The organism is Alcanivorax sp. (assembly GCF_014762765.1).
Classification (GTDB): Bacteria; Pseudomonadota; Gammaproteobacteria; order Pseudomonadales; family Alcanivoracaceae; genus Alcanivorax.
Genome location: NZ_JABURH010000177.1, coordinates 1 through 2,662, shown reverse-complemented (window position 1 = coordinate 2,662; position 2,662 = coordinate 1). Strand labels below are relative to the sequence as shown.

At 61.1% G+C, this 2,662-nt stretch carries 1 protein-coding gene and 1 pseudogene; one reads left to right on the top strand and one right to left on the bottom strand.

From position 1 onward, the window contains the following. Positions 1–1,190 (top strand): annotated as a pseudogene (locus tag HUJ17_RS12865) (hypothetical protein); the annotation flags it as partial. Positions 1,191–1,351: 161 nt separating this feature from the next. Here HUJ17_RS12865 and HUJ17_RS12860 read toward each other — a convergent pair. Further along, positions 1,352–2,425, bottom strand: a complete 1,074-nt coding sequence (locus tag HUJ17_RS12860; RefSeq protein ID WP_290511066.1) for a 3-deoxy-7-phosphoheptulonate synthase — start codon at positions 2,423–2,425, stop codon at positions 1,352–1,354. Positions 2,426–2,662: the final 237 nt, after the last annotated feature.

The following is a 2,662-nucleotide window of genomic DNA, read 5'->3' as shown; positions in this document are numbered from 1 at the left end:
CGGGTGCCGATGGCAACCCGCTGGAGCCGGTACTGGCGCAGTTCTGCCCGGAAACTTCCATGGCCGACCTGGGTCCGACGACTCCGATCGACTGTCTAACCGAAGCCGGTGGTAACTTCGGCGACGTGCAGGACCTGCTGCTGGGTTCCAACCCGCTGACCGAGCAACTGTGCCCGGAAGCGGCGGCCAATAGCCCGATTGATCCGGCCGCCTGTTTCGAAGAAGCCGCTGGTGGCTTTGCCCCGGGTGGCGGTGGTCTGCCGGGTGCCGATGGCAACCCGCTGGAGCCGGTACTGGCGCAGTTCTGCCCGGAAACTTCCATGGCCGACCTGGGTCCGACGACTCCGATCGACTGTCTAACCGAAGCCGGTGGTAACTTCGGCGACGTGCAGGACCTGCTGCTGGGTTCCAACCCGCTGACCGAGCAACTGTGCCCGGAAGCGGCGGCCAATAGCCCGATTGATCCGGCCGCCTGCTTCATGGAAGCGGCTGGTGGCTTCGCCCCCGGTGGCGGTGGTCTGCCGGGTGCTGACGGCAACCCGCTGGAGCCGCTGTTGGCGCAGTTCTGCCCCAACACCGCAGACGCTGACCTGGGTCCGACCACTCCCTTTGACTGTCTGACTGAGGCGGGAAGCAACTTTGGTAACGTGGAGGAGCTGCTGCTGGGCTCCAATCCGCTAACCGAGGCGCTCTGTCCGGAAACCTCTGCCAACCCGCCGATTGATCCTGCTGCCTGCTTTATGGAAGCAGCCGGTGGTGGCATGCCGGGTGGTGGCGATAACCCGCTGGCACCAGTGCTGGCTCAGTTCTGCCCGGAAACCGCTGAGAGTGAGATTGGTCCTTCCACTCCCACCGACTGTCTGGCAGAAGCGGGCGCAGGCTTTGCCGCTCTGGAAGAGCTGCTGGGTCCGCTGAGCGAGCCGAACCCGCTGACCGAGCAGGTTTGCCCGGAAACCTCTGCCACTGGCAGCGTGGATCCGACAGCCTGTTTCATCGAGTCTCTGGACAACATCGAGTTTCTGGACATTCCCTTGTCTGAAGAATGCTCCCTGTTGAACGGTACCAACGATGAAGGCGACGTCTCCCTGACCCTGGGTCTGGGCTGTCTGCTGGAAGAAGCGAGCGGAGTGGATGCGGAAGACAACCCGCTGACCGATCTGTTCGACACCTTGCTGGGCGGGCTGCTGTAACAGCGCAGGCCAACCAGAGATAAAAAAGCCCGGCTTTCGCGCCGGGCTTTTTTTATGGGGCCTCCCTTGTAGGAACGCCTCGAGAGGCGCTCCTACAGAGGATCAAAACCCCGGACACAAAAAAGCCGCCATCAAGGCGGCTTCTTCGTATCAGCCTGCGATCAGCTGTTGCGCTTGGGCAGCACCTCACGCAGTTTGTCGGCCATCTCGCGAATGGCTTTCTCGGTGGTGTCCCAGGCGATACAGCCATCGGTAATCGATACGCCGTATTCCAGGTCTTCCAGATTCGCCGGGAGCTTCTGGTTACCGAACTTCAGATGCGATTCCACCATCAAGCCAACAATGGACTGGTTGCCTTCCAGAATCTGGTTGGCAATGTTCTCCATTACCAGCGGCTGCAGGCTAGGGTCCTTGTTGGAGTTGGAGTGGGAGCAATCCACCATGATGTTGGTGGAGACACCGGCTTTCTCCAGCGCCTGCTCGGCCAGGGCCACGGACACGGAATCATAGTTGGGCTTGCCGCCGCCACCACGTAGTACCACGTGACCGTACTGGTTGCCCTTGGTGGTGGTCAGCGCCACACGGCCCTCCGGGTCGATACCCAGGAAACGGTGCGGGTGCTTGACGCTGAGCATGGCGTTCACCGCCACATCCAGACTGCCGTCGGTGCCGTTCTTGAAGCCCACCGGGCTGGACAGACCGGAGGACATTTCCCGGTGGGTCTGGCTTTCGGTGGTGCGGGCGCCGATGGCGTTCCAGGCAATCAGGTCCTGCAGGTACTGCGGGGTGGTCGGGTCCAGCGCCTCGGTAGCAGAGGGCAGGCCCAGCTCGGCCACATCCAGCAGCAGCTTGCGGGCAATGTGCAGGCCGTCCTGCACCTTGAAGGAATCGTTCATGTAGGGGTCGTTGATCAGCCCCTTCCAGCCCACGGTGGTGCGGGGCTTTTCAAAATAGACACGCAACACCAGGTAGATAGTGTCCTTCACTTCCTCGGCCAGCGCCTTCAGCTTCTGCGCATACTCCATGGCCGCCTTGGTGTCATGGATAGAGCAGGGGCCAATCACCACGAACAGACGGTGGTCCTTGCGGTCGAGGATATTACGGATCGTCTCGCGGCCCTCAATCACGGTCTGGCGAGCATTGTCGGAAAGCGGCAGCTCTGCCTTCAGCGCATTGGGGGTGATCAACACTTCCTGTGAAGCGATATTGAGATCGTCTACCTGTTTATCGGTCATGATGGTCTTTACTACCTGTCGTTGCTGGAGGCCCCGGGCCCCGTTCTATGGCGGGCGGCTCTGGCTGACACTCCTTTTGTAGAGGTGAAGCAGTCTAGCCCAATCAGGCGGTTATAGAAATATCAAGGGGCCTGTCTGTGCCATAGGGTGGGGTAATCGGGGCGGGTGGCAAGTTGCAAGTTTCAAGTTTCAAGGCGCGGGTCAGGCGTGGTGGCAGGCTGTACGAACTGGTGCCTC

Coding starts and splice junctions, on each gene's coding strand:
- HUJ17_RS12860 (WP_290511066.1), bottom strand. CDS start 2,425: ATGACCGATAAACAGGTAGACGATCTCAATATCGCTTCACAGGAAGTG.